We start from the raw sequence: 5,596 nt of genomic DNA, 5'->3' as shown, positions 1-5,596 counted from the left end.
CGTCGCCGCGGCCGGTGACCACTGGGCGGCGGGCCATCCCCAGCGGGCCCGCACCGTGCTGCGCCGCGCCGCCCCGCTGACCCGGACCGGGCTCACCGCGGAGGCGGAACTGTTGTCCGGAGAGATCGAGCTGCGCCGGGGCAACCCGGCCGTGGCCGCGACCGAACTGATCAGCACCGCCAAACGTCTGGTAACGACACACAGCACCCTGGCCGCCACGACGCTCATGCTGGCGGGTGAGGCGAGCTTCGTGGCCGGGGACAACGCCCGGTACTGCGCCACGGCGCGCGACGCCGCACGCATCCGGGCCTTCGACGAGCCGCCCACCACCCGTGCGGTGCTTGAGCACTTCGCCGCCATGTCGGCGACCTTCAGCGGGCGGCACTCCGACGCCGCCGAGCCGCTGCGGCGGGTGGTCGACCTGGGCACGGCCACCCCCGACCCGGCCACGCGAACGCTGGCCAGTCAGGCCGCGTTCACCCTCGGCGAGGCCAGCGAGTCGCGGAACCTCGCCGTGGGCGCGGTCACCGCCGCGCGGGCACGCGGGGACGCCGCCGACATCCCGTGGTCGATGGTCTACGTGGCGATGGCGGAGATGCTCAACGGTCAACTCGCCACCGCGACGACCAGCTCGTTGGAAGGGTTGCGCCTGGCCGAGTCACTGGGCCAGTCGAACTCGGCCGTGGACCACCTCACGGTGCTGGCGATGCTGGCCGCGCTCCAGGGCGACGAGGAGACCACCGGGCTGCGCCTGCGTGCCGCGTCTTCCGGCTACGTCGAACGGGGTCTGAGCAGGCCGAACGCGCTGGGAACCTGGGCCGCGGCGTGTGTCGACCTCGCCCACGACCGCCCGGCCGACGCGCTGGACCGGTTCCGGCGGATGTCGGTCGGCCGGGCCCGCAACTGCACCCCGATCCGGGTGATGGCGGTGCCGCACTACGTCGAGGCCGCCGTCCGCTGCGGCGAACGTGAGAGCGCCCACCGGGCGCTGGCCGCGTTCGAACGCTGGGCGACCACCACGGGCGGCACGGCGCGCCGGGCCCTGGTCCACCGTTGCCGGGCCCTGCTGGCCGACCGGGACGACGCGGCACAGGAACACTTCACCGAGGCGATCCGGCTGCACCGGGAGGCGGACTCGCCCTACGACCTGGCGAGCACGGAGATGCTGTACGCGGCGCGGCTGCGCCGCGACCGCAAGCCGACCCGCGCGCGGGAGGTGTTGCGCGAGGCGGTGCAGATCTTCGACGACCTGGGGGCCCGGCACTGGGTCCGGAGGGCGACGCGTGAACTGCGTGCCTGCGGCCATCCGGCACCGACCCGGCGTACCGGTGCGCCGGGGCCGTGCGGTGGCGGCGAGCTGAGCCCGCAGCAGGAGCAGATCGCCCGCCTGGTAGCCGAGGGAGCGACGAACCGGGAGATCGCCGCGGCGCTCTACATCAGTCACCGCACGGTCGACCATCACCTGCGCAACATCTTCGCCCGGCTCGACATCCGGTCCCGGGTGGAACTGGCCAAGCACTTCCGGTGAGCGGCGCTCCCGGACACGAGCTACCGACAAGTAGGTACTGGCGATTTCACCGATACCCGCGTGGCCCCGGGGAAGGCACACTCGGCACCGTTCGTCGCCGAACGGACACGCCCGGCTACGACCGAGCCGGGCGGTCTCACGAGAGGAGTCGACAACGTGCGAACCCGAGTGCAGTCGGGCAGTGCCGCCCGCGGCCGGTTCTCGCGGGCCGTCGGGGCCGTCACCGCCGCGCTCGCCCTGGCCGGTGGTGTGGCCGGTGCGGGCGTCGCCCACGCGCAGGACAACCCGTACGAGCGGGGACCGGACCCGAGCGAGGACAGCATCGAGGCCCCACGGGGCCCGTTCTCGGTCGAGGAGGACAGGGTCTCGTCCCTGGTCTCCGGGTTCGGTGGTGGCACGATCTACTACCCCACCGACACCAGCGAGGGCACCTTCGGGGCGGTGGCCGTCTCGCCGGGCTACACCGCCAGCCAGACCAGCATGAGCTGGTACGGCCCTCGGCTGGCCTCGCAGGGCTTCGTGGTGTTCACCATCGACACCAACAGCCGCTACGACCAGCCCGGCAGCCGGGGCGACCAGCTCCTGGCCGCGCTGGACTACCTGGTGGAGCGCAGTGACCGCGACGTGCGCGAGCGCATCGATCCGGACCGCCTCGCGGTGATGGGGCACTCGATGGGCGGCGGCGGATCGCTGGAGGCCACGGCCGACCGGCCCTCGCTGAAGGCCTCCATCCCGCTCACGCCGTGGAACCTCGACAAGACCTGGGGCGAGGTGCGGGTGCCCACCTTCATCATCGGCGCGGAGAACGACAGCGTCGCGTCGGTGCGCAGCCACGCAGAACCGTTCTACGAGAGCCTGTCCGGCTCGCTGGACAAGGCCTACCTCGAACTCAACGCGGCGAGCCACTTCGCCCCGAACAGCCCGGACACCACGATCGCGAAGTACAGCATCTCCTGGCTCAAGCGCTTCGTCGACGACGACACCCGCTACAGCCAGTTCCTCTGCCCCGAGCCGAGCGGGCTCGCCATCGAGGAGTACCGCTCGACCTGCCCGTACTGAGGTGAGCGTGCCAGCTCGCCACTGACCCACAGGTGGGGACAGGAGGCGTGCGCGACCACTGGTCGCGCACGCCTTCTGGTGTGCATGTGCCTTTCCGGTGCCCACCGTCCCGACCACGCACCGCGGGGCCCGAACGCACACCGCCTGCCCGGACACGGCCCCGTGCTCGGTGCGCACGGTCGCGCCCGGCCGGCCACGTTCCGGTGATTTCGCCGATGCCGCGTGACTCGCCGGTAACCGAGAATCGTGCCCGTCCGTGAGGGATCGGACACACCTGGCGCCGTCAGGTGTCCCCACGAGAGGAGTCGACAACGTGCGAACCACAGCGCAGCCGGGCAGTGCCGCCCGCGGCCGGTTCAGACGAGCGGTCGGCGTCGTCGCCGCCACCCTCGCCCTGACCGGTGGTGTGGCGGGGGCGGGCGTGGCCCACGCCCAGGACAACCCCCACGAGCGCGGCCCCGACCCCACCGAGCGCAGCATCGAGGCGCTGCGCGGGCCGTTCTCCGTCGACGAGGAGCGCGTCTCCAGCTTCGCCAGCGGTTTCGGCGGCGGCACGATCTACTACCCCACCGGTACCACGGAGACCTTCGGCGGAGTGGCCATCGCCCCGGGATTCACCGCCGGTGAGGGCACCATGAGCTGGTACGGACCTCGGCTGGCCTCACAGGGCTTCGTGGTGTTCACCATCGACACCAACACCCGCCTCGACCAGCCCAGCCAGCGTGGCGACCAGCTCCTGGCCGCGCTGGACTACCTGACCGACGACAGCGACCTCCGCGTGCGGGCCCGGCTGGACCCCGGCCGGCTCGCGGTGATGGGCCACTCGATGGGCGGCGGCGGCGCGCTGGAGGCCACGGCCGACCGGCCCTCGCTGAAGGCCTCCATCCCGCTCACCCCGTGGAACCTCGACAAGACCTGGGGCGAGGTGCGGGTACCCACCTTCATCATCGGCGCCGAGTACGACACGATCGCCTCGGTACGCAGCCACGCCATCCCGTTCTACGAGAGCCTGTCCGGCTCGCTGGACAAGGCCTACCTCGAACTCAACGGCGCCACGCACTTCGCGCCGAACATCTCGGACACCACGATCGCGAAGTACAGCATCTCCTGGCTCAAGCGCTTCGTCGACGACGACACCCGCTACGACCGGTTCCTCTGCCCCGAACCTCGCGGACTCGCCATCGAGGAGTGGCGCTCCACCTGCCCGTACTGACCTTCCCGCCCAGCACGACCGGATCGGTGCGCGGCCCGCGGGGTCGCGCACCGATCCGCGTGTGCCGGAGGCGCGAACCCGGCACGGATCAGGGACGACCGTCCGGCCTCGACCGGACCCGAAGACCATGGCCGGGCGGGGCCCGGCTCAGTGGCACGGCCGGGCGGGGCCCGGCTCAGTGGCACGGCCGGGCGGGGCCCGGCTCAGAACGCCATGGCTTGGGCGCGCCGCTTGACCTCGGTGCCGTGGTTGGTCCGCAACGCGTTGATCGGGGTCACCCCGGGCAGCGACTCGTCCTCGGAGTAGAGCCACCGCAGCATTTCCGTGCGGTTGTACCCGGAGTCGGACAGCACCGTGATCGTCCCGGGCAGTCCTTTGATCACTCCGTTCTTGCCGAGGAACTCGGCCGGTACCACGAGCTGGCCGTCCCTGCGCACCGCGATCAGGTGACCGTCCCGCAGCATCTGGCGCACCTTGTTCTCCGACTGCCCGATGATGTCGGCGACCTCCCCGAGGGTGAGGACACCGACCTCGGCGTCGAGCACGTCATCAGCGACTGGAATCGCACTCACGCCTACTACCTTGCCATAATCGGGGCGGCCGGGAGCAGCCCCGACGCCCGAGTTCGCACCGGCGTCCGGCCGGGGGCGCCGCCGACCGGTCCCGCATTCCACACGACCGTAGGATCGACCGCTGTGACACGCACGGAAACGAGCCTCGAGGGCGCTCTGCTCGACCGCCGCTACCGCGTCGGCACGCTGCTCGCCCGGGGCGGGATGTCGTCGGTGTATCGCGGGGTGGACACCCGCCTCGACCGGCCGGTCGCGGTCAAGGTCATGGACTCCCGCTTCGCCGACGACCGCACCTTCGTCGAGCGTTTCGAGCGGGAGGCCCGTTCCGCCGCGCGCCTGCACCACCCGCACGTGGTCGCCGTCCACGACCAGGGCTTCGACACTCCGGCCGGCCCCGAGAGCCGCCGTGCGTTCCTCGTGATGGAGCTGGTCGACGGCGGCACCCTGCGGGACTTGCTGCGGTGGCACGGACGGCTCGACGTCGGTCTCGCGCTGACCGTGTTCGAGCAGGTGCTCTCCGCGCTGGCCGCCGCGCACGCGGCGGGGCTGGCACACCGCGACGTGAAGCCGGAGAACGTGCTCGTCGGGCCGGGTGGCGACACCGGCGGTGTCGTCAAGGTGGGTGATTTCGGACTGGTCCGCGCCGTCGCGAACGCGGGCACCACCAGTACCAGCGTCATCCTCGGCACCGTCGCTTACCTCTCGCCCGAACAAGTCACCAGCGGCGCGGCGGGCGAGCGGGCCGATGTGTACTCGGCGGGCATCCTGCTCTACGAGATGCTGACCGGCCGGGTGCCCTACACCGCCGACACGGCGCTTTCGGTCGCCTACCAGCACGTCAACGACGACGTGCCCCCACCGGGGCGGCTCGTCGAGGACCTTCCCCCCGCGCTCGACGAGCTGGTGGTGCGCGCGACGCGGCGCGATCCGGCGGCACGCCCCGACAACGCGGGGGTGCTGCTGGCCGAGGTCTCCCGCGTGCGCAACGAACTCGGCCTGCGGCCCGCGCGCATCCCCGTGCCCGTGCGGCACGACGCCGCCACGGCCCCGGGTGCCGACGGAGGGCCAGGCACCGCGGCGAGTACCGGCGCGGGGACCCTTCATGACGCCGAGCGGACGGTGCCCGCGATCCCCGCCGTCCCCGGGGAGACCTCCGGTCCCCGGGGCACCCAGGCACTGCCCCGGGAATCCGTGGCGGCGCCCGGGCCCGGGGCGGGCGACGAG

General features: G+C 72.3%; 5 protein-coding genes. 4 read left to right on the top strand and 1 reads right to left on the bottom strand.

Annotation, left to right across the window (positions count from 1 at the left end; genetic code table 11):
- From SACSA_RS22650 to SACSA_RS0111940, 3 genes are all read left to right on the top strand, one after another.
- On the top strand, nt 1-1,528 hold a 1,528-nt coding region (locus tag SACSA_RS22650; protein ID WP_019816147.1), incomplete at its 5' end, for a LuxR family transcriptional regulator.
- Nucleotides 1,529-1,684: 156 nt separating this feature from the next.
- On the top strand, nt 1,685-2,587 hold the full coding sequence (locus SACSA_RS0111945) for a poly(ethylene terephthalate) hydrolase family protein (protein ID WP_028661804.1): 903 nt from the start codon (nt 1,685-1,687) through the stop codon (nt 2,585-2,587).
- A gap of 313 nt (nt 2,588-2,900) precedes the next feature.
- Nucleotides 2,901-3,800, top strand: a complete 900-nt coding sequence (locus tag SACSA_RS0111940) for an alpha/beta hydrolase family protein (protein WP_019816145.1) — start codon at nt 2,901-2,903, stop codon at nt 3,798-3,800.
- Nucleotides 3,801-4,003: 203 nt separating this feature from the next.
- Here SACSA_RS0111940 and SACSA_RS0111935 read toward each other — a convergent pair whose 3' ends face one another.
- The gene (locus SACSA_RS0111935; RefSeq protein WP_028661803.1) at nt 4,004-4,372 is read right to left on the bottom strand and encodes an Rv2175c family DNA-binding protein; all 369 of its coding nucleotides are present in this window, start codon (nt 4,370-4,372) and stop codon (nt 4,004-4,006) included.
- Nucleotides 4,373-4,495: 123 nt separating this feature from the next.
- Between SACSA_RS0111935 and SACSA_RS22645 the strand changes: the two genes are divergently transcribed.
- Nucleotides 4,496-5,596 (top strand): protein kinase domain-containing protein (locus SACSA_RS22645; RefSeq protein WP_019816143.1); only part of this gene is annotated, 1,101 nt, incomplete at its 3' end.

Source organism: Saccharomonospora saliphila YIM 90502 (genome assembly GCF_000383795.1).
Classification (GTDB): Bacteria; Actinomycetota; Actinomycetes; order Mycobacteriales; family Pseudonocardiaceae; genus Saccharomonospora; species Saccharomonospora saliphila.
This window is presented reverse-complemented; position numbering and strand designations above follow the sequence as displayed.